Origin of the sequence: Methanofollis ethanolicus, assembly GCF_001571385.1 — an archaeon.
Taxonomy (GTDB): domain Archaea; phylum Halobacteriota; class Methanomicrobia; order Methanomicrobiales; family Methanofollaceae; genus Methanofollis; species Methanofollis ethanolicus.
On sequence record NZ_BCNW01000001.1, the window covers coordinates 1,005,343 to 1,030,860 of the forward strand.

A 25,518-nucleotide genomic window follows, 5' to 3' on the forward strand; every position below is an offset into this window, starting at 1 on the left:
GGACCTGGCCTCTTTTTAACCTTTATTCAGATGAGGGCGTGTGTCAGTCCCTTGAGTTCGAGGAGCATCTTCGGGTTTCTCTTGATGATCTCGGTGAGGAGGGCCATTACCGTGATCTCGCTGAAGTTGATGCCTTCGATGGATTGGGCAAGGGTGTTCATCTTCTCGTCGGAGAGGGTGATGAAGTACTCCTTCACCTTATAGTTCCGCTCGAGGGTCTTGCCCATCTTCGCCTGCCGCCACCCGGCGTCGTAGGGCATCAGGGCCTCCTTCGAGGTGTCGCCCTGTGCGATTGCCTTCGCCGCCACCTCCGCGGCAAGCCTGCCGGTGATCATGGCGTTGCCGATACCGCCGCCGGTGATGGGGTCGACGACACGTGCAGCATCGCCCACGATCATCAGGCCGTCGGCCACCGTGCAGGGGAGGGGCCTCGATACCGGGTCGCCGCCGAAGATGCACTCGATGATCTTGCCGTTCGGGAAGTTCTCGCGCATGAACCTGTCAAGATAGTCCCGTGCCCGCATATCGGGCTTGTTCTTCGACGCCGGGATGCCGATGCCGATATTGGCGCTCCGCTCGCCCTTGGCGAAGACCCACAGGTAGCCCTGCGGGGCGACGTCGTTGCCGAGGTAGAAGTCGTTCGAGTTCGGGTCGATATCGATATCGGTGACGAGGTACTGGATGCAGCTCATCATCTCGGTCAGCGGGATGGTGGTGTCGATGCCGCACCAGCGTGCGAATTTCGCCTCGACGCCGTCGGCGGCGATGGTGACCTTCGCCCTCACATCCTGCCTCTTTCCGCAGCACTCGACGACGGCACCGCGGACGTGGCGCCCTTCCATGATCGGGGCAACGGCGCGGGTCTTCACAAAGACATCAGACCCTGCCTTCGATGCCTGCCAGACGAGTTCGCGGTCGAAGACCTTCCTGTCGAGGACATAGCCGACCTCTGCGCCGGCCTTGTTCTCATCGAGGGCGATGGTCGTGCCGTCAGGGGCGACGATCCGCGCCCTCTTGATATCGGCGGAGACCCAGCGGGGGTCGGGCTCGATAAAACTCTTCAGGAGTTCTTTGCCGATCCCTTCGGCACACCGGACCGGTGCTCCGATCGCCGGCCGTTTCTCGATCAGGCAGACCGAGAGACCCAATCTGGCAGCGGTCCATGCTGCAAGGGCCCCTCCGGGTCCGCCGCCGACGACAAGAACGTCGTACTCATTCTTCATCGGTCACCTCCAGAGCTCCGAGCGGGCAGGCCTTCGTGCAGATGCCGCAGCAGCGGCAGATGTCGCTCTCGACTGTCAGGTACGCATCGACGAGTTCGAGAGCCCCTTCAGGGCAGACCGAAACACATGCGCCGCAGTAGCCACATATTTCCCGGTGAATTTGAAGCATTGTAATCAGTATTATACCGCCTTTCCATTAATCTTATCTTCCCTTTTCTGCCGTCGGCCTTTCCGGAAATATGGGTAATTGCAGGGATTATCTCAGGGATATGGACAATCGACCGGTTCTTTTCCTGTGGTGCCGGGATCCGTATCCCTCCGACGGATTGGTCCGGCGGTGACCCGCGGGGGCCTGCTATCAGGGAGAATGCTGCCGCGAAACCGGTGCTCTTTGTCCTTCTCTCAGACCTGCCTGACCGCGATCTCCCGGCCGCTCGTCCGGGTGTATCCGGCGATCCTCTCGACAGTATGGGCGACCATGCCGCCCGAGGTCAGGATCAGGGAGTCTTCGCCGTTCACGGCGCGTAACAGGCACTTGTCGATGACGCCGTAGGTGAAGTCGAGGTCTATCCCCGCCTCCCGCGCCACCTTCTTTGCCTTCGTCCCCATGGCGCCGACCCACACCGGTGCGCTCCCCGCGAGGAGATGGGCGAGTGCGGTGGTGCCGTCAGGGCCAGCGACGTCCCTGAGATAGATGATGCCGTGGCCGTCGCGGCTCACGCCGCCGCGGAGACGGCACTCGATGAGGTCGGTGAAGGCGAGTGCGCTCTTCGGCGGTGCGGCGTCGGCCAGCACGCGCCGGCCCCTCAGTTCCCGGAAGAGGTCCAGCACGGTCGGGGGTTTGAGGCGCGCCCGGGCGAGGTGGGTGCTGTCGGCGAAGATCTCTTCTGGCGCTCCCATCCTGAGCACCGCCCCGGCCTCCATGAGCACGACCTTGTCGGCCCAGCGGTAGGCGAGTTCGACGTCGTGCGTCGAGAGGAGGATCGTTCGGCCGCCATGGTTCATCTCGTCGAGGAGGTCCATCACCTCCTCGGAGGTCGCGGGGTCGAGGGAACTTGTCGGTTCGTCGAAGACGAGCACCTCGGGGTCCATCGCGAGCACCCCCGCAATGGCGACCCTCTTCTTCTCCCCGCCTGAGAGGTGGTGAGGTGGGCGTTTCTCGTAGCCGGAGAGGCCGACATAGTGGAGGGCGTCGCCGACGACTTTTTTCACCGTCTCCTGCGGCATGCCGAGGTTCGCCGGCCCGAAGGCGACATCCTGCCAGACTGTCGGGGCAAAGATCTGGGCGTCGGAGTTCTGGAAGACAAGGCCGACCGACCTCCGTACCTCGCGGAGGGAGCGGGCGTCGTACGCCACCGGCCTGCCGCCGACGAGGACCCTCCCTTTCGTCGGCCTGAGCATCCCGTTGCACATCAGGAGAAGGGTCGTCTTTCCCGCGCCATTCGGACCGACAAGGGCGACCTTGCTCCCTCTGCTGACGGCGATGTCGATCCCTTTCAGGGACTCGGGGCGGTCGGGGTAGGCAAAGTGCACGTTCTGGAATTCGATTGCTGCTGTCATGGTCGTTCTCAGAATATCTGTATCCCGCCAGTCAGGAGGGCGAGCGAACCGCACAGGATGAGGTAGGCGGCGACGGCCGCGGCACCCCCGCGGGAGAGCGTCGTCTCTCCGCCGCAGGCCGGGAATATGCCGTCATAGCACCGGGCGTCCATGGCGAGGATGAGTTCCTCGCCTTTCTCCCATGCCCGTACAAAGAGTGTCCCCGCGAGCATCGAGAAGGACCGCACCGAGTTCCCGAACCCGGCATAGCCCTGCCTGATCTCCTGCGCATTCCGGGTGGCCACCGCCTCGCCGATGAGGACGAAGATGAAGTGGTAGATGAGCATGGCAAGGTCGACGAACTCGGGTGGCAGCCTGAGGGAGCGCATTACCGTGAAGATCTCGACCATGGGCGTGGTGAGAGCGATAAAGAAGAGGGCGCACATCCCGGCGAAGGTCCGGGCGAGGACAAGGGCGGCCTGGTTGGCGCTCCCTGTCGTGACAGCGAGGGTGATGCCGCTGATCGGCATGCTCCAGACGGTCTCACCGCCGCCGGAGAGGAAGAGGATCACGCCCGCAGAGAGGACGGCGAAGGAGAGGGGGATGGTGAGGAGTGCGGCGTAGAAGCGCGCCGGGATGCGCGCGATCCCGACGGTGATCGCCGCCATGGACGCGGCGATGAAGGCCGGGGCGATGGGGCCTGCGGAGATGAGGGCGGCGGCGATCGCCCCGCCGCCGAGGAGGAGTTTTGCCCGCGTGTCGGTCTCCCGCAACGTGCTCTGCTGGGCATAATCGTCCAGTATGTTCTCCATCATCCTCTGCAGTCCTCACCTGTACCCGGAAAATCGGGGTGTTTCAGGTAGTGATCTGTCGTCCGCGGTAATAATACCCGAAGAAAAACCCGATCACGAGGGCTCCGATCGCTGCCTGAAGCGAGAAGAAGAGGGACTCGATCTCGCCGCTTGGCGGTTCGTAGACTGGTGTTGTCCAGGGTTCGTACTCCGAGCCTGTCATCTCCTTGATGACGTCCTCGGCCTGGTCGTCGGCCCCGGCCCATTCGTGTTCGCCGGTGGAGAGGACGACGAGGATGGACGCGGCAAAGACAAGGACGATCGCGAGGACGGCGATCTCCAGGGCATACTTCATGCCCCCACCCCCCTGAGACGGCCGGCCGCCGCGTCGGTGAGGACGCCGAGCTTCACCAGGATCTCGGAGCGGACATCGATGATGTACTTGAAGGTCAGGGCGATGACCGCACCCTCGATGATGGAGAGGGGGACCTGCGTGACTGCGAAGACGGTGGCAAAGGCGGCGAATGAGGTGGCGAAACCGCCGACTTCGGCCGGGAAGGCGAGGGCAAGCTGGACCGAGGTCACCACGTAGGTGAAGAGGTCGGCGAGGGCGGCGGCGAGAAAGACTGTCAGGTATGTGTTGAGCCCTGTCTTCTGGCCTCCTTTATAGATCGCCCAGGCAAGGATGGGCCCTGCGATCCCCATGGAGAAGACATTCGCGCCGAGGGTGGAGAGGCCGCCATGGGCGAGGAAGATCGCCTGGTACAGGAGGACGATCAGTCCGAGGATGGAGGTGATGCAGGGGCCGAAGAGGATCGCCCCGAGGCCTGTGCCGGTCGGGTGAGAGCAGCTCCCGCTCACTGAAGGGAGTTTGAGGGAGGAGAGGACGAAGACGAACGCCCCCGCGACGGCAAGGAGGGGGAGGGTCTCTCTCTTCTCCCGCATCAGTATTCGCAACTGGTACATCCCGTAGATGATGAACGGCGCCGAGACCAGGAACCAGAAGAGGCACCAGGCTGGTGGGAGGAATCCTTCCATGATGTGCATGTCATATCATCCTATCAAATTAATTTGCATTAAGGTAACAATAATTTGGTTTGTGCCAGCCGTATTTATCTCTGTCTTTTTCTGGGTGCGTCCAGTGCCTCCCTGTCGAGGAGGGGCCTGAGGGATCTGGAGTCTTTCCGGCGGAAAAAAAGGGTGGAGAAGATCTCTCCACGGCTATGCCTGGCAGTGGCCCGGGTGCCGGGAGGGCAGTGGCTGGCGCATCAGGGGAGAGTGAAGGTTCCATACTTCCCGCCGCCGCCCGGGACTAGATGCACCCGCCCCTCCCTGAAGGCCTCGACCGCCGCGCCGACCGCCGGGTCGGCCTCCCTGATCTCGGCGACCGGTACCTCGGCGAGGACGGCGATCTCTGTCCCGAAGGTCTCTACCAGGCGGTAATATCTCGCTTCCACCTTCTTGGTCGTGGCCGAGGAGACGCCGAGTACGACCCTGATGATCTCGCCGAGGGGGATGACATGGTAATACGGCGGCCTCTCCGAGGGTGCGCCGCCGCCCAGTTCCCGCGCCCTGTCAAAGACCCCTTTCTTGATCTGGCCGCCGTCCTCAGGGCATGTCCAGCCGAGACGCACGGCCTCCTCTAGGGAGTACGGGGTATAGCACCGTGTGCAGGCGGTCCTGTTGTACTTCCCCTCCTCCGGGAAAAATCCGGCATTGAGGGTGATCTTTCCCCGGCGCACCGCGTCGAAGGCGGCCTCCGGCGTTACGCGGTTGAGGTCGAGACCGTTGAACTCCCGCCCGAGTTTTGCGGGGTGGGTGGAGTGGGCGTCTGAGTTCGAGAGGAAGGGGACGCCGTCGAGTTCCCGTATCCCGGCGCCGTACGAGGTGTCGGCCGAGAGGCCGAGTTCCAGGAAGTCGATCGTCTCCCCGCCATAGCACGACGCCACCGAGTCATGTGCCGCATAGAGGGATGTCCAGGGGGTGAAGGCATGGGCCGGCCCGACAAGGCCGCCGAGGTCGTGGACGGCGGCGGCGATCGCCTCGCCGGTGAGGTGGACATGCGGCCGCCCACCCGTGGCGATGTCCTTGCTATGCGGTGCGAAGATGCCGGCCAGCTCCTCGAAGGCGGAGAAGTCTTTCATGAGGATGAGGTGGTGGACTCTCCCCTTCCCCTCCACCTCTGCTGTCGGGAGGACGGCGATGCCGGTGTCGTTCTCGTGCTCTTCCCATGCCTTCCGCCATGCAGGATGGAGGGCGTCCCCGCTCCCGAGGACGCTGATCCCCTTCATGGCCGCACCGGCAAGGAGGCTCTCCGGCGTCATCGAGGGCGAGGTCGCCATGGAATAGGGCGAATGAATGTGGAAGTCGGCGTAGACTGACATGGTTCTGGCAGATTATTCTGCCGTCTATCGGGATTAGTCTATGCCGGAGGGTCGGGGTGGTCAATTAACCGAAGGTTTCGCTGTCCGGGAGCAGCGAGCGATAGCGAGTTCGAGGAAATCTTTCATTTTTTGCGTCTGTCCCCCGTAGACCGTATGGGGAAAGGCAGTGGATCTGCGTCTTCCTCCGGGGGTCAAAGCCCCCCGGTCCCCCCACCATTAGGACAGGGGGTGGATGGCAGTCTTCTTCGATATGCAGGGTTTATCCTTCCCCGTCTTATCCTGTTTTCGGGGGACGACCGGAGGAAGTCGAGAAAATCTTTGATATTCGAGGTTCGGGGGCGTAAGTCCCCCGCTCAGAGTATGAGGAAGGCAGTAGATCAGCGGCTCGTCCCGTGGGACCGGGCAGCGAAGACCTATCGGTCTTCTTGAGCTCACTTCGTCTGCACAGCGAATATCTGTGGTTCTTGATTTCAGATCGAAGAAACGTGAAACCCAACGACTCGCTCGAAGAAAAAACACGCCCCGAAAAAAAGAGAAAAAAATTATCCGATATAGGTCAGTTTTTCTTCTTCCCGCCCTTTTTCCATCTCTTCGTACTTCGCCAGGATCTTCTCCACCTCTGCGGCATGCTCGGCAAGCCGGGTGGCGTCGACCGTGATCCCGAGGAGGCGGCAGAGGACGGCAAGGACTGCGGTTGCGCTCTTCGGGTCGACGACATATCCCGGTGTCTCACCCATCAGGCAGATCCCCTCGATCTCCCGCATGGCAGCAAGGCCGAGAAGCAGACCCGAAGCACCGACGATCCCGCCGGGCTCCTCGCCGGTCATGACGCCGCCGGCGACGACGATCCCTGCGGCAAGGCTCTCGTCGTTGGCCGCCCCGAGGATTCTCGACTCCTCGGTGAGGTGACCGACACCATAGCCGCCGAGGGTGTAGATCCTCTTCACCCCGAGCTCCTCGGCGATGTCAAGGTAGGCCTCGCAGAGGAGGTAATGCCCCTCATTCGAGGTGCTCTGGAAGTCGCCGATCAGGAAAGCGATCGAACGACCCTCGTCGTTCTTCCAGAGGTATACTTCGTTGTTTGGGAGGCGGACCCGGCCGCCGGGTTCGATGAGCACCTGCGGCGGAAGGAAGATGGAGGTGATGTCGACGATCTTCTCTGCCCCGAGTTCCTGGATCATGTGCTCGACGACGAGTTTGCCGACCTGGCCGATGCCCGGCAGTCCTTCGATGAGGACGTCGGCCTTGACCTCTTCTTCGGTTAAAAAGTCGATATTTATGTCATCCATCGTTTTGCCTCTCTCCGGTAGTCACCGTACCGGTCCTGCGGTGAATACCGTGCAGGGTGGGCCGACCGTGTCGGCGACCCGCAGATCGGGCAGGTTAAAAATAGGGTATAGCGGCGGTCATGCTCGCAATACCTGATCCGCCCGCTCATGCACTCTTTGCCTTTTGTTTTCTGACGAACTTGCCGGTGTCGCCCGCCCGCTCCATGACGCCGATCGCGGATCTGGAAGCCTTCTCGATGGCTTTCTCGGCCCGCTTATAGTCCGGGGCGGTGACCTTGACCCGGTAATTCGGCGCACCGAAATAGGTGAGTTCGATATCGACATCGTCGATCTTCGGCTGTGCGCTCCTGAGAGCCCGCCTGATGATGTTCACACCGTCAGGTTTCATCGATGAGAGGACAAGGGTGCCGGTGATCGTCACCTTCGGGATCTTCACGTTCTCGTTGGCGACGACCATCAGAGCGTCGTTGACCTGCTTTGAGAAACCGAATTTTGTGAGGGTCGCTTCGCCGCTTATGACGATATCCTCGAAAGCCGGGTACAGCAGGCCGTAGGAGGAGTAAAAGGCCTCTGTGATCGTATGGAGGTCGGCGCCGGTGTCATTGGCGACAAAACCGATCCACTTCTCGGCCTTCTGCTCGTTCTTCCACTCCTGGATCTTTTCCCGCCTCTGGTGGTCGTTGACGTCCTTGAGGGAGAGATCGATGTGCCCGCGGTCGGCGTCGACATTGAGCACCTTGCAGACGATCTTCTGCCCTTCACGGACAAAGTCGCGGATATGCTTGATCCAGCCGGTGGCGACCTCGGAGATGTGGATGAGCCCTTTCTTGTTCTCGTATTCGTCCAGACGCACAAATGCCACGAAGTCCTTAACGTCCTCTACCGTACAAACGACGAGTTCGCTTTCTTCCGGCCATTCATTCAGTTCATGCATCGGACGGTCTCACTGGAGTTCGGCCTTGATCTCTGCGTTGATCTTTGCCTTCCCGCCGGTCGGCTCGGCGAGCACATGCCCGCAGACCGCACAGTCCACGACCGTGCTGGCCTTCTCGAAGATCACCTGTTCGTTCTCGCAGTCCGGGCACTTGACCCTGAGGAATTTGCTTCTGTTTTCACGGTGCTGACGTACCATATCTCTCACTCCACAATCTCGAATTTGCCTGCTCTCCAGCCTGCACGGAGGTGTGCCTTCCCGCACTTCGTGCAGCGGTACCTGACATTGACCTTCTTGGTCGGCTTGTCGCCGCCGGGCACCTTGGAGTACTTGCCCATGTTACCTACTTTGCCTCTGCGCGCCTTCTGCCGGTCGATCCAGTGCAGGCCGCTGGTGCGTCCCTTTTTCACCTTTTCAACTTCATGCGTCTCGTGCGATCTGCAGAACGGACAGTAGGCCTTGAATTTTGCTGGCATCTTCATGATATAAGCCCCTCGTGATCTCTTTCGGCCCGGTTACGGGCCGTTTCGGCAGTGCCGGAATACGCTTTTCCCCGCGGGAAATCCCAAACCGGCAAAGATCCGGAAGATTTTTTCCGCGGCCATATTCCGAAACTATTCTCTCGAATACCTGTATTATTTGATAAGCCTTATATTTAAGGCTATGTTGCGTTCGCAGAGGACCTCCGCGTTCCCCTTCGGAAGGGTGACGATGTCCTCCTCCTCGAGGGCGTACGTCCGGCCGTCGAGCCCCATGAATCCTGGCACATCCTGCTTCATGAGTACGACGGCGGTTCTGTCTGTGGCTTCGGCTGCGGCTTTCTCTTCGGGTGCCGCCGGCGCCACCGGACCTTCATCCTCAAAGAAGGCCTCCTCCCCGAAATCGAAGGGCGTGCTGCCTTCGGCAGGGTGGTCTTCCTTGAGGGTTTCTTTCACGGCGTCCGCCTCTCCTGCGGTTTCTCCCATGAGGGTGTCGCGGCAGACCCCTATCTCCCGGCAGACCGCGTCGAACATGGCCCGCTCGGGAGGGAGCATCAGTTTCACCTCGTCCTTGTCGTAGTACCGCTCCTCGATCTGGGCCTCGGCAAGTTTGAGGATCTTCTTGAGGCGGAGTTTAATGATCGTGTTGAGCGTTTCCCGGGTGCTGTGGTACTGGTCGAGGAGTTCTGCCGCCTCCTCGGAGAGCGGGTTGGAAAACTCCCTGATACGCGCCTGGATCTCTTCAAGGCTCTTCTTTCCGTTCCTGAAGAGGTCGCCGGGGACCTCGGAGAGTTTTCCGCTCTCCTTCTCGTTCCAGACGATCAGACGGATGTCATTGAGGAAGTCGCTCATGCCCTGCCTCCGATCTCGGCAATCCCGCGGCAGCAGAGGAAGACCGCGAGGGCTTCGGGAACGACGTTCGTACCTTTTCTCAGTTTCCAGGTGTTCCCGAGAATCGGCATCGCGAGCGGGAAGGCAAGGTCGATCTTCACCTCGCGCTCCCCGAAGACGACCGCGTCGACAAGGGGGTCGAACCCGGCGAGGTCGCCGGGCGGGATCTCGACGACCCGGAGGCCGCTCCCGCCGTGGAGGGAGGTCGGCATCCTGATCAGCCGTTTGATGTCGGTCGTCACCGGTTCATCGACGAGGGCCGCCTGACTTTTGAGGAGGGGGAGCAGTTCGCCCCCTTCCGCGGAGAGAAGAGTCTGCATCACCGGTGAGGTGAGGAGTGCGTCTGTGGGGCGCTCCTCCTCGCCGCCGAAGTTCTGCAGGGCCACGAGGAACCGACCGGCATAGGTCTCGCCGACTCCTTTCATTCCCTTGAGGTGTTTCAGGGCGGCCTTCTCGCCGCCGGCGAGAAGACGGTCCGCGTAGATCTTCATGGCGACGGAAAAACGCTTCTGCCACCCGGAAGAACCGTTCCCCGCGGCGAAGAGCATCTGCGGCTCGATCCCGGTCCCGCAGAGGTAGTCCACGACCTCGCGCCGTTCGCGGCTCTCCCAGCCCCTCACCCTCGGGTCGCGCATATGGACGTGATAACCCCGTCCGCCCGAGAAGACAAGGGAGAGGGTGCGCGCCGAAAAGCCGAGTTCACCGGTGAGCATGTCGAGGAGTTTCTCCGTCTCCTCCTTCACACGGGCGAGCATGGCATCATAGGGCACGCCGCGGATGAGGTGGTCGGCGTCGATGTCGAAGATCAGGTCGGCCCCTGTCCAGCCCTTCTCCCCCATCGTCCCTGCTGCCGGGTTCGTGTAGTACGCCGTCGAGTAATAGGCATGGGACGGGACCATCGACCTGATATACTCCAGGCATTCGTCCTGCGACCCGAAACCAAGATGCCGCCGCATTCGCACCTCGGGCTTTGCGTCGAAGAAGATGAACCCCCACTCCCGGTTTTCGAGCGCCGGCGGGACACTGAGGTGGCCCTGCTGGTAATACGACATGAAGCGTTGCCGGACGAATTCGAGGGTTGCGGGTTTCATCAAAGCCTCTTTACCATATATGGACCTTCACGTTCATAGTCCTGACTCCGGTAGTACGGGCGGACGCCGATACCGCTGTTGATGGCAAGCCTCCCGTATCCCTCATCCTCCGCCATCGCCTCGGCCCTGGCAAGAAGTTCTTTGCCGAAACTCCGGTGCTGGAACTCTCCCTCCTCACCGTCCTCCCCGATCGGGACCATCGTCCCGTACACATGGAGTTCGCGCAGGAGGGCGGCGCCTTCCAGTTCCGGCCTGAAGACCTCGCCCGGATACCTGAGGCGCGCAAACCCGATCAGGGCGTCCCCTGCTTTGGCCTGGATGAAGTGCTCCTCGCCGCCGCAGCACCGGTATGCGAGGTCGCGGAAGGACGGTTCCGCGCCGGCCGGGTGCCTACCCGCTTCCCGGCACCTGATACACCGGCATGTCCCCCCCTCTGCCCTGAGCCTCTCCTGCGCGAGCTGCCTGAAGTTGGAGTGGCGCGACCCGGCCACAATCAGCCGTGCCGGGATGTCGCGCTGGACCCGCTGGAGACGGACATACTCGGGGAGGAGGGCCTTCGCATGGGCGATGAGCCCGACCAGATCGTCTTCCGGGTACGGTGCATACTCGCCGCGTTGCCAGAGCGCCTCGATCTCCGATCCCGGCGTGACGAGCGTCGGGTAGATCTTCAGGAAGTCCGGCCTGAACTGTTCGTCGTCGAAGAGGGTCCGGAACATTTCCCTGTCCTCTTCGAGGTCGCTCCCGGGCAGGTTCGGCATGATATGGAAACCGACCTTGATCCCGGCATCGCGGAGCATTGTGTTCGCCTCCACGGCGTCCCCGACAGTGCAGCCGCGCCTGTTGAAGGCGAGGATCCGATCGTCTGTGTGCTGGACCCCGAGTTCCACCTTGGTCACCCCGAGGTCGAGCATGCCGTTGATGTGCTCCCTCCGGCACCAGTCTGGCCGCGTCTCGAAAGTGGCGGCGATGCACCGCACTGCCGCCTGCTCGTTCCCGGCGAAGACCTCGTCCATGGGGGGGAGAGGCCGGTGCGTCCCGGTGCCGTACTCGTTCATTGCATGGATACAGGATGTGACAAACTCTTCCTGATACTCCCGCGGCCGTGCCGTGATCGTCCCGCCCATCACGATCAGTTCGGCCTTGTCCACATAGTGGCCGAGGGCCTCAAGCTGGGAGAGACGCGCCTGCACCTGTTCATAGGGGTCGTACCCGTTCTGGGCGCCCCGCAGGGCCGCAGGTTCCTGTCCCGTATAACTCTGGGGCGAGTGGAAGGGGTGGTCAGGCCCGCCAGGGCAGGGGAGACATTTCCCGTGTGGACAGGGTGCGGGCGAGGTCATCACGGCCACCGGGGCGACGCCCGAGATCGTCCGCGTCGGCTTGACCAGGAGGAGGCGACGGAGCCGCTTTGCCTCTTGTGGGGTGGCTGCAGCAAGAATGGCAGAGTTTTTCGGGACCACCGCGCAACTGTGCTCCCGACAGACCTCGATCTTGATCCGCTGGAGGTCTGCGGGGTCGCAGGGGGAAGAAGAGATCCGGGAGATTATCTCCCGGTAGATTTCGACATCATCCATACCGGTTAATGTTCTTGCATTACGACCTCATTAGTGGTCGCTTCGTGCATGTTCTCCAGCTGGCGGAGGTGTGGGGTTGTCCGCAGCTGGTGAACGAGGTCTTCACCAAGGGCGAGGATCGCTTTTTTGTGAGTGATCTTGTTCTTGTGGATATGGGCGGGGGATACATGAAGCACATCATAGTCGGGGGTGTAGACCTCCTCTCCTGTGGTGGTCTCGTAATACTTCTTGATGTGCATCAGCAACATGTGTAAATGGAGCAACTCTTCCTTCTGCACGCAATCACCTAACTTCAAAAAATACATTTTTTCGGAGGTTGATATAACTTATTGGTGATGTTTATATTCCCCTACCAGAACGCAGCAGGCACGCTCCTTGGACTGGCAGTGGGGGACGCGTTGGGTGCGCCCCTCGAAGGCCTTCCGCCGCCGGAAAAAACCGTGACAAATATGGTCGGCGGAGGGATCCACGGCATGACACGGGGCGAATATACCGACGACACCCTGCAGGCCGTGGGGCTGGCCCAGTCCCTCGTCTTTTGCAGGGGCTTTTTGCCCGAAGACTTCGTAGAACGCCTCATTACGGGTTTTGATCGCGCGCCGGAGTACTACGGCCCCACCTCGCGGATGGTCTTCTCCCTCATCAAGGAGGGTTTCAGCCCTGAAGACGCGGCCCGGATCGCTCATATCCATAACAGGGGGAGCAGGACCAACGGGAGCGTGATGCGTGGGCCGCCGCTCGGGATCTATTATGCGCCTGTCCGTGTGCGAGAGATGAGCCTTGCCTGCTCGGCCCTCACCCACCATGACCCGGTCGCCGGGGAATGCTCGGCCTTCGTGAACCTGATGATCTCGGAGATGTGCCGGGGGATGCCGAAGGTCAGCGCCTTCTGTCACGCCCTCGACCGCTGCGAGAACCCGGAGGTGCTTGAACGGGTCGGGAACTTCCATGCCTGGCCCCTCGAGCCCTCCCTCGACGCCGTCCAGACCACCCACTGCGCCGTCGCCGTCTTCATGAGTGCTGACGGTTTTGAAAAGACGGTGTTGCGGGCCGTCAACCTGGGGGGCGACGCCGATACCGTCGGGGCGATCGCCGGTGCCCTTGCCGGTGCCTGTTACGGTTTTTCCACCATACCCCACCGCTGGCTCGTGGGTTTCAGGCACACCGGCCAACTCCTTGCCCTGGCGCAGCGGCTCTGGGCCGCTGCGGAGCACGCCTGATCAGACAGGCCTGAGTTCGACGAGTTTCAGGTTCTTTCCCTTCTCGCAGACGTCGGGGGCATTACCGAGCACCTTTGCGACAAGGTACTTCTCCCCTTCAATGATGCCGTCGGGGTGACAGAGGAGGTAACCCCGGCAGTCGGTCTTTGTGCAGACAGGTTCATACCTGACCGTCGAGTTGAGGATCGCCCGGTCTGCCGGGATGAGGGTGATGATCGGCGCCTCGATCACCTCGACGGCGCAGATGCCGTCGCGGTGGATAGGGCAGTCCTGATCGGTGTTCTTCCGTATCTCGACGATCTGGTATTTTTTTCCTGGCTGGAGGTTGTGGCACACCTTCAGGAGTTTGCAGGTCTGGCACACGGCCACCTGCCCCTCGTACACGAATTCAAGCCCTTTTTCTGCCAGGCATCTCCCAATCAGGGTCACTTTCGGTTTTGTTTCTGCCATACCATATCACTCCTCGTACAGCATCCTGATGATCCGTTCGGCATTCTCTTTCGAGAGGCCCATGTCCAGGATGGTGAAACGTTCGGGCCTGATGGTGCGTGCCGCAAGGACCGCCTCGACCGCGGTTGCGTCGTCGATCCCGAGTTCTGCCGGTGTTGTCGGCGCTCCGATCCTCTTCAAAGAGTCCCGTATCCACCGCCAGTCTCCGCCGTGGAGGTACATCGTAATGATCGCCCCGACGCCGCACTGCTCCCCGTGGAGCGCCTTTCCCGGTGCGATCCGATCAAGGGCGTGGGAGAACTTGTGCTCGCCGCCGCTCGCAGGCCTGGACGATCCCGCGATGCTCATCGCAACGCCCGATGAGACGAGGGCCTTCATGACGATCCAGGCGCTTTCCTCGGTCAGACCACTGATCACGTCGGCGTTCTTCACGATGATCTCGGCGGTCATCTTCGAGAGGGCCATCGCGTACTCGGAGATGGGTTCGCCCCGCAGCCTGTTGGCGAGTTCCCAGTCCAGGATCGCGGTGTAGTTCGAGATGATATCGGCGCACCCCGCAGCAAGGAGGCGGGGAGGTGCGGCGGCGATGATCCCGGTGTCGGCCACGACCGCGATGGGAGGGTGGGCGCTCAGGGAGACGCTCCCCTCGGGGGTCGGGATGCTTGCCCGCGACGAGGCGATGCCGTCGTGGGCGGCGGCCGTCGGGACCGAGATGAACTGGCGGTCAAGGTTGTACGAGACGATCTTGGCGGTGTCGATCACCCGCCCGCCCCCAACCCCGATGATGAAGTCGGCGCCGGCACCTTCCCTCTCGATCCGTGCGATGTCGGCCGCGGTGTTCGAACCGACGATGCAGGTCTTCACATCGCAGGTGTCCGCGAGGAGGGAGACGATCTCGTCTCCTGCAACGGTCATCGTATGTTCTCCGGCGAGAAGGAGGGCATGGGAACCGAAACAGAGGTCCTTACAGACCGAAGGTATCTCCCTGAGGACGTTATGCCCGATGAGGATGTCTCTGGGGAGCTGCATCCATCTGGACTTGTCAAAGACCTTCTCCCTGAGTACTTTAATATCCTCTCCGTCCATTGAGATCACAGATGATTAGGGAGTTCCTCTACAAATACTACATCGATCCGATCAGGTACGGCCAGCCGTACACGATCGTCGATACGCTCACCTACGCCCTCATCCTCATCTTTTCGGTCTGGCTCGTCTATCGCGGCCTCCGCCGTTTCGGGATCGAGGTCGACCGGCGTTTCACACTCTCGACGATCCCCTTCGTGGTGCTCGGCGGTCTTCTGCGAGTCGTCGAGGACACCGGGATGATCACGTCGGACGCCCACATCCTCCTGATCACGCCCATCATCTTCTTCGTGGTCTTCTTCATCACCGTCATCGCACTCTTCTTCTCCCGCATCCTGGAGGTGAAGGGCCTTGTCGCCGACTCGATACGGGTCTACGGATGGATCGGCATCGCCCTTTCGGTAGCGACGGCGCTTCTCCTCCTCGGGTGGGGTGCGGTCAACACCAGGATCGACTTCGTCGTCCTCTTTGCGATCCCGGCGATGGCGGCGGTCTCGACCGCGGCGGTCTGGGGTTTCCTCAGGTACATCCTCCGCTGGGAGTACGTCGCCGACCCCCTGTACACTCTCCTCATCGCCGGCCACATGCTCGACGCGAGCGCCACGAGTTTCGGGATCGACCTCCACCCCATGGGCTATGTGGAGCAGCATGTCGTCGGCTCCCACCTGATCGAGTGGACAGGGACGGCCTTTTCGATGTTCCCCTTGAAACTCGCCGTGATCATCCCCGCGATATATGTCCTTGAAATGTACCGGAAGGAGGGGAACCCGGCCTTCTGGCACCTGGTGGTCCTTGCGATGATCGTCGTCGGTCTGGCGCCCGGTATCAGGGACATGATGAGGATGGTGATCTATGTCTAGGCGGGAGTTCCTCCCCTATCTTGCCGCGACGGTCGTCATCTTCTCTGTCGGCATCGTCGGAGGCTATGGCCTCGCCGCTTCTGGAGACCCGGCGGCAGACCAGATCCTGGAGACGATCATGGGGGGTGTCTTCTCCCAGATCCTCGGCGACAGTCCTGTCATGCTCGCCGTGAAGATCTTCCTGAACAACCTGCAGGCCTGCGTCCTCCTCTTCCTTGGCGGCGCCACTTTCGGCCTCCTGACCTTCTTCATCCTCTTCTCGAACGGCCTCGTGATCGGCCTCTTTGCCGACCAGATCGCGGAGAAGGTCGGACCTCTCGGCCTCCTTGCAGGGCTCGCTCCTCACGGGATCTTCGAAATCCCGGCCATCTTCATCGCCGCGGCCCTCGGCCTCGCCCTTGCCCGTTCCGTCTTTGCCGACGCCAGGGGGCAGGGGGACGCGGCGGCCGATGCCGCCCGGTTGGGTGGCCTCTTTCTCCGCATTGTCGTGCCCCTTCTTGCCGTGGCGGCCATTATAGAGGCCTTTATAACGCCCGAACTCCTACGTTTAGTAGTTTGAGGTTACTTTCATGGAAGAAGAGAGCGGTTCACTTCCCCTAAAATCCGACTTTTCCGCCTGGTACAATGACGTGCTCTGGCGTGCCGAGATCATGGACGTCAGGTACCCGGTCAAGGGCCTGTACGTCTGGTACCCCTTCGGCTTCGGCCTGCGGCGTCACACCTATGCGATCCTCCGCGATCTTCTGGACCGGTCCGGCCATGAAGAGACTCTCTTTCCCCTCCTCATCCCCAAAACCGAGTTCATGAAGGAGGCCGAGCACATCAAGGGCTTCGAGGACGAGGTCTACTGGGTCACCCACGGCGGCCTGTCAGAACTCGACATCCCCCTTGCCCTGCGGCCAACGAGCGAGACGGCGATCTACCCGATGTTCTCTCTCTGGGTCAGGTCACACGCCGACCTGCCTATCAAGGTGTACCAGATTGTCAACACCTTCCGGTACGAGACCAAGCACACGAGGCCCCTGATCCGCCTCCGCGAGATCACCTCCTTCAAGGAGGCGCACACGGCCCATGCGACCTGGGAGGAGGCCGCGGCCCAGGTCGAGATCGCCCTGTCCCTGTACACGCGTTTCTACGACGACCTCGGCATCCCGGTGATCATCTCGAAGCGGCCTGACTGGGACAAGTTCCCGGGCGCTGACTACACGATGGCGGTGGACGCCCTGATGCCAGACGGCCGGACCCTCCAGGTTGGGACCGCCCACCACCTCGGCGACCACTTCTCGAAGACCTACGATATCACCTACGAGGACGCGAACGGCGAGAGGCAGTTCGTCTCCCAGACCTGCTACGGCATCTCGGAACGGTGCATCGCGGCGACGATAGGCGTCCACGGCGACGACAAGGGCCTGATCCTCCCCCCGAAGGTGGCGCCCGTGCAGGCGGTGATCATCCCGATCATCATGAAGAAGCGGGCCGATGAGGTCACGGCCGCGGCTGCGACCCTGAAGGACGAACTCGAAGCCTCTGGTGTGCGTGTGAAGGTGGACGACCGCGATATGCGGCCCGGCGCGAAGTATTACCACTGGGAGATGCGGGGCGTGCCCCTGCGTATCGAGGTCGGCCCCCGCGACCTGGATGCCGGCACGGTCGTCGTCGCCACGCGGGACGGCGAGAAGATGGCGGTGAAGCGCGACGAGATCGTCGTGCGCATCCCGGAGATCTGTGCGGCATTTTCCCTGCGCCTGCGGGAGAAGGCCGAGGCCTTCCTCACCTCCCACCTCGTTCCTGCGGAGAGCGTTGAAGAAGCGGTCCAGGCGGTCGAGACAGGCATCGCCGTCGTGCACTGGTGCGGTGACGAGGCGTGTGCAGAAAGAATCGAAAAAGAGACGAATGCGAGCGTCCTTGGCACAGAGGTCAGGAGCCCGCATGTCGTGAAGACGGAGGGACGCTGCATTGTCTGCGGCCGCCCCGGCACGTCGACGGTAATTGCCCGGACTTACTGAGAGCAGTGGGGGCAGTGGTAGGCGATGGTGAAACCCGGCCTGCCGGCATCCCCTGCAATCACTTTTTTCCCGCCCCTGACGAAGAGTTTGCCGCAGGAGGTGCAGCGTCTGGGTATGATACGTTCCAGGCGGCGGAACGGGACTTCGACCTCGAAAGAGGTCGTCGCCGTGGCGTCCTCCCCGAAGATGTCCTCTTCGTCGAACTTCTGGATCACCTGCATGATCTGGAGGGGGTTCGCGCCGAGTTCGTCCAGTTTCTTAAAGAGGAAATAGTGGCAGATGAGCCACGAGAGGTCGGAGCGCTCGATGCCGTCCTCATCGACCTCGATGTCGTCCTCCGGGTCTTCGAGGGTGCCGCCGCAGAGGGGGCACTTCCCTCCGATCAACTCCTCGAGATAGACCTCTTCGTTGCAATACGGACAGATGGTGTGGTGGGCGCGTGTACGTGATGTCATATATTACTCCATGAGGAAGACTGCGGCCGCAAGGACGGTCGTCCATCTGCCGTCCTCGTCCACGATTGCGCTTTCAGTGATATTTAAAGTTTTTTCCGGGGTTTTGTCGGTGATGCTCTCGTACATCTTGTACGCGAGGTGCTCGGCGTACTGCCCGGCCTTTTCCTTGTCGTCACCGAATGCATGGTGTTCGGCGAAGTAACCCCATTCCTCCTCCATGTTCTGGGGGATTGCGACCCCGATCGATGCGGAAATCCTGCGGTGGGGTTCGTTGGAGGCGATCCTGGACATAACCGTGAAGACGACGCTCCCTGGTTCGAGGTCGAGAAGACCCTCCTCACGCGGGATGATCCGGCACTTTGGCGGGAGGATCGAACTGACTGTCACGAGATTGTAACACTCGATCTTCGCCGCCCTGAGAGCCATCTCAAAGGACCCGAGGTACTCGGAATCCCGTCCCACGCCGCAGGTAAAAAACACCCTTTTTGGCACAAATGTTCTGGTCAACCCCTATATCACCCATGGAATGAATTGCTTCTCTATTTGTGTTCCCCTCTACTTAAAAGTATATTTCTTTGCAGAATATTTTCGAGATTTCGTGATATTATCCGATTATATCTGTTTAATCGAATCTTTGAGAGGATTATATTCTCGTCAGCGTATCAATCGTCCGGGAGGAGGTGTTTGGTGATGACGTCTTCCGGGTGTGTGCCTGAAGGCCGAAGGGTACTTTTGAACGTGCCGGTTGTCCGTATGATTCTCATACCTCGACCTCCCTCGCAGATTTATCAGTTGCTGAGGAGACGGTTGTGAGTATGGGATGGTGTGGAGAGTGATATCCGTCCATGACCCCATTTCCGGACTGTCTTTTTGCAATAAAATGATAGATAGACGATTATGCCATAACAAGTATATATGCCGTCGACATATCCTCTGCCAGGGACACAGAAAAGGTGTTCCGGCGGGATCCCACCTCCGACGTCCAACCGCAGATGGGATTCCACCTTAGCCCGGAGGCAGACGGATTCTTTGCTGTATTGGTATTTATCGATTCTGTTGTTGCTTCCGGGACAGATTCACGGAGGTAACAGACGAATGAAAAAAATGAAGAGCCTGGCGATGTGTTCCCTGCTCATCACGATGCTTCTGATGGGTGCGGTATGTGTGTCGCCGGTAAGCGCAGAAGAAAATGGGGAAAGTGTTGATCTCAGTACATATACTCTTCCTTGTTTGAAGGAGAACGAGTCGATTGAGACTATTACCATTTCCGGCACATTAAGTCCTCAATCTGAAGTAAATCTTCAATCTGAAACGAAAAACAGAGATGATGAAAAATGTGGGATCCCCTTTGGTTCGGTGATTGTTCACTCAAATGATGGAATCACACGGGTCTTTGATAATAATGGCATTCACCTGCTGTCCGTTAGCGATGATCGATCAAAAAGTGTTCCGACACCTGCCGGTATTGAAAAGTCCTGTACACGAGTTCACGAGGTTCCGAATGATTCAAGGGTCTATCATCGTGGTGATAGAATCTATGTCCTCTCCCCTGAGGATGAACTGATTCTTCTGATCATAGATGAGTGTTCATCTGCGAATCAGGGCACAGACAATGCTGTCAGGGGTTGGGTTGGCAATGACTGGCTGGAATGTGCGCAAGATAAATCTGCGGAATATATCTCTGAGTATACCGCGTACTGGGATGTTCCCACTGCGCCGCCTTCCCTTGATGGAGATACCGAGAGGATTTACCTTTTTAATGGCATTGAACCCGTGGACACGAAGTTCTTACTTCAACCTGTTATCGAGTATAATTACAGGTGGCAGGGCGCAGCGTGGGCATGTGACACGACAGATCTTCAAAATGGTGATACGATCATAGGACCATATATCAATACAAATACGGGGGATCAGATAAAAGGCCGTATTTACTGGAGTGAGTCCAGTCGCATGTGGTCTATTGTGCTTCAGGACGACACATCTGGCGAGTATAGTTCGATAACGACGGATTGCGTTAACGGGCCGCAACGTCGGAATACTGCAGCATGCGTGCTGGAAGGCTGGCATGTCGATGATCTGAACGATCTGCCTGGCAATACGCTCTTCCATGATATGTCCTATAAGTCCTCGGGACAATCAATGAGTATAAATCTAGAGCCAGATTATTCGAGGTTCGCGCCACGAGAGATTATCAATAGTTGTTATGTGGATATTCAGCAAAATCCATCGCGCGTACGGCTTCGTACCGATTATTGTTGATCCTCTGGAGGGCATGTGCATGAAGAGACTTCTTTCCCCATTTTTTCTGGTCCTGCTTCTCGTCGTCTGCTCGGGCTGCACCTCGACCACCCCACCTGTGGAGGCCACGCTGAACGAGACGCCGACGCTTCCTGTACTCTACCACAACAACGTTGCAGTCGACCTCTCCGCAATCGAGATCAACGACCCCGAACTCTTCACGGCGAACCTGACCTCGACGATCTTGACTGTCCTCTCAGACTCCCGCGCCGGTCTCCTCCTCGATCACGGCTGGAACATCACCTCGGTCAGGCAGGAATTCAACGACGAAGTCCTCGACCGGCCCTATGTCAGGGTCGAGTTCATGAAAAACAATCTCTCTTTCTATTTCCTTGTTGACGAGGATAAGGATCAGATCCTCAGAGGATATTGCGGGGCAGAGGTCTGGGTTGCAGGCCCTATCTCAGGCCCACTCCCGAAAGATTATTCACAGTCTTTTGATAAGCACACGAGGCGGTTGTATGTCTATGACTATCGGAATGGAACGTGGAGTGATAATGACGAGGTGACAGTCTACACAAAAAATGGTATATCAGTTTTTGTCGAGGATAAAGAAGTCATGATTTATGATAAAAATGATATCTACTATCTTGATCCTGATTTTTGACGAGCAGAGGGATATTGATGGCACATCAAATCACACCTTGTTTCCTGGCCTCCCTGACTCTCATCGTACTCCTTGTCTGCTCGGGGTACACCTCGACCCCTCCGCCGACCGAGATGCCGGTGAACGAGACGCCGACGCTTCCTGTACTCTACCACAACAACATTGCAGTCGACCTCTCCGCAATCGAGATCAACGACCCCGAACTCTTCACGGCGAACCTGACCTCGACGGTCTCGACGGTCCTCCTCGACTCCCGCGCCGGTCTCCTCCTCGATCACGGCTGGAACATCACCTCGGCCAGGCAGGAATTCGACGAAGAGGTTCTTGAACGGCCGTATGTACTGGTTGAGTTCATGAAGAACGGACTCTCTTTCTATCTCATGGTGGACGAGGAAGAGGGACAGGTATTCGGGGGATATTGCGGTGCAAAGGTCTGGGTTGCAGGTCCGATCTCAGGCCCTCTCCCGAAAGATTACTCTCAGGCCCTTGACAAGCATACACGGCAGTGGTGGGTCTTCGATCACCGGGATGAGTCTCTAGGGATGGTCATGGCCTATGATAAAAATGGGATCTACAGATTCAATTCCGAGTTCTGAGAATAGGATTTTATCTCGACTCTGTTGTAATCCTCGTGTTCAGGTAATGAACCCTCCGCTCTTCCCTCAATCAAAACAGCAGTCTTCATCGAAAGGAAATGAATAAGAGTTCGGGGATGCCCTCATAATCATGCGGATAGAGGAGGAGAGACCCTCCTCTCCCCTCACCCTTTCAAATATTTCTCAGGCTCCGCTTCGAACGCCTTCTTGCACCCCGGTGCACAGAAGTAATACCTCTTCCCTTTGTACTCACTCGTGTGCTGTGCGGTCGTCGGGTCGACCTTCATCTTGCAGACCGGATCGATCTCCATGCCTCTTTCCTCCGTCTTCCCTCTTTTCGCCTCCGGCATATAACCTTTGAGGAGGAGGGAGAGCGTCACGACGGTCACCGAACTCGCGGCCATGGCGAGGCCGGCGAGTTCGGGCCTGAAGGTGATGCCGAATGCGGGGTACAGGACGCCGGCGGCGACGGGGATAAGGGCGGCATTGTAGGCGAAGGCCCAGAAGAGGTTCATCTTCACCCGGCCGATCGTCTTCCGGGAGAGCTGGATCGCTGCCGGCACGTCTGTCAGGTCGTCTTTGACGAGCACCACGTCCCCGCTCTCGATGGCGACGTCTGTCCCGCTGCCGATGGCGATCCCGAGGTCGGCCTGGGCGAGGGCCGGGGCGTCGTTGATGCCGTCGCCGACAAAGGCGACCTTTTTGCCCTGGTCCTGGAGTGCCCTCACCTCGGCGGCCTTCTCGTCCGGGAGCACCTCGGCGAGGACGCGGTCGATCCCGATCCTGCCGGCGATGGCATGGGCCGTCCTCTGGTTGTCCCCGGTGACCATCACGACGGAGAGGCCCATCTTTTTCAGGGCGGCGACCGCCCGCATGGCGGTGGGTTTGAGGGTGTCCGCGACGGCGACGATGCCGGCGGTCCTGCCGTCGGCCGCGAGGAAGGAGACGGTCTTTCCCTCCTCTTCCAGGCGTCCCGCGGCGTCCGCGGCCTCGCCGGCAAGGGACACGCCCCTCTCCGCGAGGAGGGCCCTGTTGCCGAGTACGACCTGCCTGCCCTCGACGACGGCGACGACGCCCTTCCCCCGCACGGTGTCGAAGGCCGTGCTCTCCGGGACGGCGAGTCCGTGCTCTCCGGCAGACCTGACGATGGCCGTGGCGACCGGGTGCTGCGAGTTCCTCTCCACGCCCGCGGCAAGGGCGAGCACCTCGTCCCTCTCCGCGGCAAGACCCACCACGTCGGTGACCTCAGGTTTCCCCTTCGTCAGGGTGCCGGTCTTGTCGAAGGCGACGGTGGTGAGGTTCTCGGCTGACTCCAGGGCCTCGCCGCTCTTGATCAGGATGCCGAGTTCGGCCCCCCGGCCGACGCCGACGGTGATTGCGGTCGGGGTCGCAAGGCCGAGGGCGCAGGGGCAGGCGACGACGAGGACCGAGATGAGGGTGGTGAGGGCGAAGAGGAGGGTGGAGTTGAGGACGACGTACCAGGTGAGGAAGGAAGCGGCGGCGATGGCGAGGACCGCCGGGATGAAGTAGGTGACGGCGGTGTCCGCGATCCTCTGGACAGGGGGTTTGGTGCCCTGCGCCTCCTCGACGAGCCTGATGATCCGGGCGAGGACGGTGTCCCTGCCCACCCGCGTGGCCTCGACCTCGAGGACGCCGTCCTGGTTGATGGTGCCGCCGACGACGCCTGACCCTGTTTCCTTTCCGACCGGAACGGGCTCGCCGCTGATCATCGACTCGTCCACATAACTCTCCCCCTTTCTGACCGTGCCGTCGACCGGCACCTGCTCTCCCGGCCTGACCAGGACGATGTCGCCTGGCCTGACGTCATCGATCGGCCTCTCCTCCTCCTTCCCGTCCGCGAGGACGGTGGCGGTCTTCGGCCGCAGGCGTACGAGGGCGGCGATCGCCTCGCCGGTCCGCCCCTTGGCCCGCGCCTCCAGGTACCGGCCGAGGGTGAGGAAGGTGGCGAGCATCACGGCGGTCTCGTAGAAGAGGAAGTCGGTGGTGAGGACGATCCCGAAGGTGCCGAGGACCGAGGCCGCGAAGGCGACGCCGATGCCCATCGCGTACATGACGTCCATGTTCAGGGTCCGGTTCTTCAGGGCCCTCCAGGCGCCGAGGAAGATCGGCCAGGAGAGGTAGACGAAGGGCGGGGTGGCGATGACGAGGAGGAGGTAGGGCATGGCCACAGGCACCGGGGGCATCGCGAACATCAGCCCCATCAGCACCGCGGAGGCGACGGCGCCGACGATGATGCGCCGTTTTTTGTCCTGGAGGTCGGCTTCACGGGCCTTCTTTTCTATCTCGCCCGTCTCCTCCCCCTCCATGCCGAGGTACTGGTATCCGGCGTCTTCGATCGCCGCCTTCATCTCCGGGATGCCGACGGTGTCGGGGTTGTAGATGACATAGGCTCTCTCGGAGCCGAGGTTGACGGTGGCCGAGACGACGCCGGGCAGGGCCTGCAGGGCCGTCTCGATGGTCTTCACGCAGGTGGCGCACATCATCCCGCCGACCTTGAGGGTGGCCCTGCCGGTGACGACCGCGTAGCCCGCGCCCGCGACGGCCTGCTCGATCTCGGTCGCGCTCACCTTTGCCGGGTCGTACTCCACGGATGCCTGCTCGGTGCCGAGGTTCACCGAGGCCCCCTTCACCCCGTCCATGTTCTTCAGGGCCTTCTCGATGGTGAGGGCGCAGGTGGCGCAGTGCATGCCGGAGACCCTGAGGGTCTCTTTCCGGGTCTGGTCCTCCTGTTTCTCTTCCTCCGTCTCCATACGCCCCTGTTGGGTATCTTCTGATATGAACCCTCCCTCACCGGAATGTGGCGGAGTCCCGGGCGAGGGCGGCGAGGCGGTGGGCGGCCCGCAGGGGTTCGGGGGTGCGGAAACGGGGCGTGGTCAGGAGGACTATCCTGACGGCCCCGGCAAGGTCGATGAGGTGGCCGGGGGAGACATAGGCCGGCCTGACGCAGGGGCGGGTCCGCACCGCGCACCCGATCACCTCTCCCTTCTCCGTCACCGGGGACGCCGACCCCCGCGATGCGTCCGGTCCCCCGGCCTCACCGCAGAGGAGGGTGTCGGCGACGCCGACCGAGGGGATGCCGGTGACGACGCCGAGGTGCGAGGCGATCCCGCACCGCCGGGGATGGGCGATGCCGTGGCCGTGAACCATCAGGAGGTCGGGCCGGCAGGTCAACCGACCGAGGGCGGCAAGGAGGGATGGCCCCTCCCTGAAGGCGAAGAGGCCGGGGATGTAGGGGAAGGTCACCGGCACCGCGGCGGTCGCCCCCTCCACGAACCTGAGGGAGGGGTAGGCGAGGACCGCGGCCGCCCCGAAGACCGTCCTGCCGTCGGCAGAGTACGCCGCGTCGAGTCCGGCGATACGGATCGGTTCAGGCGACCCCGCGGGGACCACAAACCGGCGCAGTTCCTTCTGGAGGGCGAGGGCGTCGGCAGGACCGGTCGGCCAGGGGACGGGATCGTGGCGCGGTGTCACGAGGAGGGATGGGGATGGGGGTACTTAAGGGTGAGGATGCCTGTGTCGGGGGGCTGCCGCTCGAAAATCAAAGATTTTCTCGATTCACTTCGTTCATCCTCCCATACCCCCCGCCATTAAGATAGGAGTGGGATGGCAATCTAAGATCCTTCTTATAATCCCATGTTAGAATCCTCTGTTCATTCTCCCCCTATTTCCGGGGTGGGGTACGAGCAAAGCGAGCATGAGATAAACGAAGATTTTCGAGGGAACCTCGCTG

General features: G+C 60.7%; 29 protein-coding genes. 7 read left to right on the forward strand and 22 right to left on the reverse strand.

Features of this window, described 5'->3' with window-relative positions; all coding sequences use genetic code 11:
- Positions 1 to 26: 26 nt before the first annotated feature.
- The 16 genes from MEFOE_RS05020 to MEFOE_RS05085 form a co-directional block, all read right to left on the reverse strand.
- Positions 27 to 1,223 carry an NAD(P)/FAD-dependent oxidoreductase gene (locus tag MEFOE_RS05020; RefSeq protein WP_067049182.1) on the reverse strand — a complete coding sequence of 399 codons (1,197 nt, stop codon included), beginning with the start codon at positions 1,221 to 1,223 and terminating at the stop codon, positions 27 to 29.
- The gene (locus MEFOE_RS13310; RefSeq protein ID WP_083523344.1) at positions 1,213 to 1,392 is read right to left on the reverse strand and encodes a 4Fe-4S binding protein; all 180 of its coding nucleotides are present in this window, start codon (positions 1,390 to 1,392) and stop codon (positions 1,213 to 1,215) included. Before MEFOE_RS13310 ends, MEFOE_RS05020 begins: the two co-directional genes overlap by 11 nt.
- Positions 1,393 to 1,625: 233 nt before the next feature.
- Positions 1,626 to 2,783 (reverse strand): energy-coupling factor ABC transporter ATP-binding protein, encoded by a 1,158-nt coding sequence (locus tag MEFOE_RS05025; RefSeq protein WP_067049185.1) that lies wholly within the window; start codon positions 2,781 to 2,783, stop codon positions 1,626 to 1,628.
- Positions 2,784 to 2,791: 8 nt separating this feature from the next.
- Positions 2,792 to 3,577, reverse strand: coding sequence for a cobalt ECF transporter T component CbiQ (gene cbiQ / locus MEFOE_RS05030; protein ID WP_235809565.1), 786 nt, complete (start codon positions 3,575 to 3,577; stop codon positions 2,792 to 2,794).
- Positions 3,578 to 3,617: 40 nt separating this feature from the next.
- Positions 3,618 to 3,908 carry an energy-coupling factor ABC transporter substrate-binding protein gene (locus MEFOE_RS05035; RefSeq protein WP_067049196.1) on the reverse strand — a complete coding sequence of 97 codons (291 nt, stop codon included), beginning with the start codon at positions 3,906 to 3,908 and terminating at the stop codon, positions 3,618 to 3,620.
- Positions 3,905 to 4,600 carry an energy-coupling factor ABC transporter permease gene (locus MEFOE_RS05040; protein ID WP_067049199.1) on the reverse strand — a complete coding sequence of 232 codons (696 nt, stop codon included), beginning with the start codon at positions 4,598 to 4,600 and terminating at the stop codon, positions 3,905 to 3,907. The genes MEFOE_RS05035 and MEFOE_RS05040 overlap by 4 nt, the downstream gene beginning before the upstream one ends.
- Positions 4,601 to 4,821: 221 nt before the next feature.
- Positions 4,822 to 5,937, reverse strand: coding sequence for an endonuclease Q family protein (locus tag MEFOE_RS05045; RefSeq protein ID WP_067049201.1), 1,116 nt, complete (start codon positions 5,935 to 5,937; stop codon positions 4,822 to 4,824).
- A 542-nt stretch (positions 5,938 to 6,479) separates the two neighbouring features.
- Positions 6,480 to 7,226: a proteasome assembly chaperone family protein gene (locus MEFOE_RS05050; protein ID WP_067049203.1), complete on the reverse strand. Its 747-nt coding sequence runs from the start codon at positions 7,224 to 7,226 to the stop codon at positions 6,480 to 6,482.
- Positions 7,214 to 7,375: an RNA-protein complex protein Nop10 gene (locus tag MEFOE_RS13315; RefSeq protein WP_083523345.1), complete on the reverse strand. Its 162-nt coding sequence runs from the start codon at positions 7,373 to 7,375 to the stop codon at positions 7,214 to 7,216. The genes MEFOE_RS05050 and MEFOE_RS13315 overlap by 13 nt, the downstream gene beginning before the upstream one ends.
- Complete coding sequence (locus MEFOE_RS05055; RefSeq protein WP_067049206.1) at positions 7,372 to 8,160, reverse strand: translation initiation factor IF-2 subunit alpha; 789 nt, start codon at positions 8,158 to 8,160, stop codon at positions 7,372 to 7,374. The genes MEFOE_RS13315 and MEFOE_RS05055 overlap by 4 nt, the downstream gene beginning before the upstream one ends.
- A 9-nt stretch (positions 8,161 to 8,169) precedes the next feature.
- The gene (locus MEFOE_RS05060) at positions 8,170 to 8,358 is read right to left on the reverse strand and encodes a 30S ribosomal protein S27e (RefSeq protein ID WP_067049209.1); all 189 of its coding nucleotides are present in this window, start codon (positions 8,356 to 8,358) and stop codon (positions 8,170 to 8,172) included.
- A gap of 5 nt (positions 8,359 to 8,363) precedes the next feature.
- Entirely contained in the window at positions 8,364 to 8,642 is a 279-nt protein-coding gene (locus MEFOE_RS05065) for a 50S ribosomal protein L44e (RefSeq protein ID WP_067049215.1), read from the reverse strand.
- Between the two features lie 153 nt (positions 8,643 to 8,795).
- On the reverse strand, positions 8,796 to 9,491 hold the full coding sequence (locus MEFOE_RS05070; RefSeq protein WP_067049216.1) for a DNA replication complex subunit Gins51: 696 nt from the start codon (positions 9,489 to 9,491) through the stop codon (positions 8,796 to 8,798).
- Positions 9,488 to 10,621, reverse strand: a complete 1,134-nt coding sequence (priS, locus tag MEFOE_RS05075; RefSeq protein WP_067049217.1) for a DNA primase catalytic subunit PriS — start codon at positions 10,619 to 10,621, stop codon at positions 9,488 to 9,490. Before priS ends, MEFOE_RS05070 begins: the two co-directional genes overlap by 4 nt.
- The gene (locus tag MEFOE_RS05080) at positions 10,621 to 12,192 is read right to left on the reverse strand and encodes a tRNA uridine(34) 5-carboxymethylaminomethyl modification radical SAM/GNAT enzyme Elp3 (RefSeq protein WP_067049218.1); all 1,572 of its coding nucleotides are present in this window, start codon (positions 12,190 to 12,192) and stop codon (positions 10,621 to 10,623) included. Before MEFOE_RS05080 ends, priS begins: the two co-directional genes overlap by 1 nt.
- Positions 12,193 to 12,197: 5 nt before the next feature.
- On the reverse strand, positions 12,198 to 12,470 hold the full coding sequence (locus tag MEFOE_RS05085) for a UPF0058 family protein (RefSeq protein ID WP_235809566.1): 273 nt from the start codon (positions 12,468 to 12,470) through the stop codon (positions 12,198 to 12,200).
- A gap of 57 nt (positions 12,471 to 12,527) precedes the next feature.
- Here MEFOE_RS05085 and MEFOE_RS05090 point away from each other — a divergent pair, with 57 nt between their 5' ends.
- The gene (locus MEFOE_RS05090; RefSeq protein WP_067049221.1) at positions 12,528 to 13,412 is read left to right on the forward strand and encodes an ADP-ribosylglycohydrolase family protein; all 885 of its coding nucleotides are present in this window, start codon (positions 12,528 to 12,530) and stop codon (positions 13,410 to 13,412) included.
- Here MEFOE_RS05090 and MEFOE_RS05095 read toward each other — a convergent pair whose 3' ends face one another.
- Complete coding sequence (locus MEFOE_RS05095; protein WP_067049223.1) at positions 13,413 to 13,862, reverse strand: UPF0179 family protein; 450 nt, start codon at positions 13,860 to 13,862, stop codon at positions 13,413 to 13,415.
- A gap of 6 nt (positions 13,863 to 13,868) precedes the next feature.
- Positions 13,869 to 14,948, reverse strand: a complete 1,080-nt coding sequence (locus MEFOE_RS05100; RefSeq protein WP_067049224.1) for an NAD(P)-dependent glycerol-1-phosphate dehydrogenase — start codon at positions 14,946 to 14,948, stop codon at positions 13,869 to 13,871.
- An 11-nt stretch (positions 14,949 to 14,959) separates the two neighbouring features.
- On the opposite strand from MEFOE_RS05100, the gene MEFOE_RS05105 reads away from it, so the two are divergent.
- The 3 genes from MEFOE_RS05105 to proS are packed head-to-tail and all read left to right on the forward strand — an operon-like array spanning position 14,960 to position 17,811.
- Positions 14,960 to 15,805: a DUF63 family protein gene (locus MEFOE_RS05105; RefSeq protein WP_067049225.1), complete on the forward strand. Its 846-nt coding sequence runs from the start codon at positions 14,960 to 14,962 to the stop codon at positions 15,803 to 15,805.
- Positions 15,798 to 16,364, forward strand: a complete 567-nt coding sequence (locus MEFOE_RS05110; protein WP_067049226.1) for a stage II sporulation protein M — start codon at positions 15,798 to 15,800, stop codon at positions 16,362 to 16,364. The genes MEFOE_RS05105 and MEFOE_RS05110 overlap by 8 nt, the downstream gene beginning before the upstream one ends.
- A gap of 10 nt (positions 16,365 to 16,374) precedes the next feature.
- On the forward strand, positions 16,375 to 17,811 hold the full coding sequence (gene proS, locus MEFOE_RS05115; protein WP_067049227.1) for a proline--tRNA ligase: 1,437 nt from the start codon (positions 16,375 to 16,377) through the stop codon (positions 17,809 to 17,811).
- Here proS and MEFOE_RS05120 read toward each other — a convergent pair.
- Positions 17,805 to 18,266, reverse strand: a complete 462-nt coding sequence (locus MEFOE_RS05120) for a hypothetical protein (RefSeq protein ID WP_067049229.1) — start codon at positions 18,264 to 18,266, stop codon at positions 17,805 to 17,807. The genes proS and MEFOE_RS05120 overlap by 7 nt on opposite strands.
- A gap of 3 nt (positions 18,267 to 18,269) precedes the next feature.
- Positions 18,270 to 18,758 (reverse strand): pyruvoyl-dependent arginine decarboxylase, encoded by a 489-nt coding sequence (locus tag MEFOE_RS05125; RefSeq protein ID WP_328585440.1) that lies wholly within the window; start codon positions 18,756 to 18,758, stop codon positions 18,270 to 18,272.
- Positions 18,759 to 19,361: 603 nt separating this feature from the next.
- Between MEFOE_RS05125 and MEFOE_RS13665 the strand changes: the two genes are divergently transcribed.
- From MEFOE_RS13665 to MEFOE_RS05135, 3 genes are read left to right on the forward strand one after another with little or no spacing between them, the layout of a single operon-like run.
- The gene (locus MEFOE_RS13665; protein ID WP_153015874.1) at positions 19,362 to 20,525 is read left to right on the forward strand and encodes a hypothetical protein; all 1,164 of its coding nucleotides are present in this window, start codon (positions 19,362 to 19,364) and stop codon (positions 20,523 to 20,525) included.
- 19 nt (positions 20,526 to 20,544) lie between these two features.
- Entirely contained in the window at positions 20,545 to 21,171 is a 627-nt protein-coding gene (locus MEFOE_RS05130) for a hypothetical protein (protein ID WP_153015875.1), read from the forward strand.
- 17 nt (positions 21,172 to 21,188) lie between these two features.
- On the forward strand, positions 21,189 to 21,767 hold the full coding sequence (locus MEFOE_RS05135) for a hypothetical protein (protein WP_067049242.1): 579 nt from the start codon (positions 21,189 to 21,191) through the stop codon (positions 21,765 to 21,767).
- A 164-nt stretch (positions 21,768 to 21,931) separates the two neighbouring features.
- Here MEFOE_RS05135 and MEFOE_RS05140 read toward each other — a convergent pair whose 3' ends face one another.
- Positions 21,932 to 24,538: a heavy metal translocating P-type ATPase gene (locus MEFOE_RS05140; protein WP_067049245.1), complete on the reverse strand. Its 2,607-nt coding sequence runs from the start codon at positions 24,536 to 24,538 to the stop codon at positions 21,932 to 21,934.
- A 37-nt stretch (positions 24,539 to 24,575) separates the two neighbouring features.
- On the reverse strand, positions 24,576 to 25,259 hold the full coding sequence (locus MEFOE_RS05145; protein ID WP_067049248.1) for an endonuclease V: 684 nt from the start codon (positions 25,257 to 25,259) through the stop codon (positions 24,576 to 24,578).
- Positions 25,260 to 25,518 lie beyond the last annotated feature (259 nt).